Origin of the sequence: Salinivibrio sp. IB282 (assembly GCF_001995685.1) — a bacterium.
Taxonomy (GTDB): Bacteria; Pseudomonadota; Gammaproteobacteria; order Enterobacterales; family Vibrionaceae; genus Salinivibrio; species Salinivibrio kushneri.
In genome coordinates, this window is sequence record NZ_MUET01000145.1 from 1 (window position 1) to 1,775 (window position 1,775).

Annotated in this window: 3 protein-coding genes; 2 read left to right on the forward strand and 1 reads right to left on the reverse strand. The window is 38.1% G+C overall.

Features of this window, described 5'->3' with window-relative positions; translation table 11 throughout:
* Positions 1 to 1,049, forward strand: a 1,049-nt coding sequence (locus BZG14_RS15220) for a hypothetical protein (RefSeq protein WP_241824693.1), incomplete at its 5' end; no start/stop codon positions are given.
* A gap of 361 nt (positions 1,050 to 1,410) precedes the next feature.
* Here BZG14_RS15220 and BZG14_RS15225 read toward each other — a convergent pair.
* Complete coding sequence (locus tag BZG14_RS15225) at positions 1,411 to 1,608, reverse strand: helix-turn-helix transcriptional regulator (protein ID WP_077609151.1); 198 nt, start codon at positions 1,606 to 1,608, stop codon at positions 1,411 to 1,413.
* 43 nt (positions 1,609 to 1,651) lie between these two features.
* Here BZG14_RS15225 and tnpA point away from each other — a divergent pair.
* On the forward strand, positions 1,652 to 1,775 hold a 124-nt coding region (gene tnpA / locus BZG14_RS16165), incomplete at its 3' end, for an IS66 family insertion sequence element accessory protein TnpA (protein ID WP_443509132.1).

The window sequence follows — 1,775 nt, forward strand, 5'->3', positions numbered from 1 at the left end:
GTTTAGATATGACTGACGAACTTAAAAAACTCAAAATTTATATCGAGTCAACTATGAAAAATGAGCGAAATCATATTTTCAAGTACACCTCACCTCTGACTCGTCCCCAATCAGCTGATGCTAAATCTGTTTTTCTTGAATACGATAGAGCGACTAGCAAAGAAAGATTCCATAATTACAATCTCCAGTCATGGGCATATGGTGATTTTGACGTAGAAGAAAAACATATACCTAGTTTCTATGATTTTTTGTCTAGGAAGCTAACGTATCAGTTTGATAAAAAAAGAAAATCATATGAGAGTGATAGGATTGTAGACTCTTTCAAAATCTACGATGAAGATGAATCTGTTGAAGAGACAACAATCCAAGACTTTGAAATTATGGGTGAAACTGACTCTGATATTTTTTCTTTGTGGTTATTATTTGATCACCTATTCGAGATTGAAGAGCAGATTGCAAAAAATATCGAAACAAAGAATTTTATTGGGCTTCAGAGTCATTTGGATCTTATTGACGATAATTTTGGCTTTCTTATGGATCGTAAAGATTCATACTTTAAACTCAAGATGAATGAAGACGAGTTATACGGTTGGCTTTTAGCTGAAATTTTATATTTCAAGCATCAAGTTGAAGAAAAAGGACTTCGTAGGAGCTTATACAAAGAACCAGAGAAACACTTTCAATGGCTGTTCTCTGCAGCTCTAGGTCGAGTCAGTGTGCTTTTTGATGTTTGTATGTTAGCAGAGCCTGATGTTGGGAGTGGAAAAGTTGATTTTATATTCTCTCAAGGTAGTAAATCGAAAGTCTGCGTCGAGCTTAAGCTATCTACCAGCGCAAAGGTACTGGAAGGTTATACTAAACAGCTTCAGCAATATTTGAAAAGTGAGAAAACCGACAAAGGAATTTACGTCGTCATTGATTCTGGTGATTCGAAATCGTCATATCGCAATTTGCTTAGTTTTATTGAAGACGGTAAGAAGAGAGGTCAAAGTTATCCCAATATTATTATGATAGATGCGAGTAAAAAAGTTAGTGCCAGTCAACAATGATATCTAGTGAGTTTTATACAGCTTATTGCCTTGCTAAAACACTTTTTCTCCAGAGAGTCCAGCACTGAGAGCGATTTTTATCTATTAATTAAATGAGCAAACTTTAGTTTTTGATGATATGAGCGAGAACAGTGTTCTCGCAGTAGCGTTTGAAAGCTATCAGCCTTTGCCTGAGATCCCCGAACACGAGTCGGATAATACGTAAATCTGTCTTTCGCTATTCGGAGAACATCGTTCTCCGTTCAACTGATGAAGACTTGAGAGGAACATGGCTCCCTGAGATAGACCAAAGCAGGAACACAGCTCCTGCAAGAGCATTTTTATACGCATAATTAATCGTAAAAAATGAAATACTTTATGTTTATGAGAGTGAAGCGAGAACATTGTTCCCCCTGTGGCAAGTCGCATCTATTGTTTGTTCTTTTAACCACTGTTCGATGTCTTTTCTCTGCCAGCCCACGACTCTAGAGCTAAGTGCAACCACGGGCGGCATTTTTCCATCTCGACGCCAGCGCCACAGAGTACTAACGTAAGCGGTTAATAAACCCCACATACCCATAAGACACGGACTTTGTCATAGTACCTTTTTAAGCGGAGGTACCATGAAACAAGCACAAAAACGCGCGCACTGGGCGGCGATTATTGAACAACAAAAGCAAAGCACAGTGTCCATTAAGCAGTTTTGCCAAGACAACGCTATTCCCTATCAAACTTTTTATTATTGGT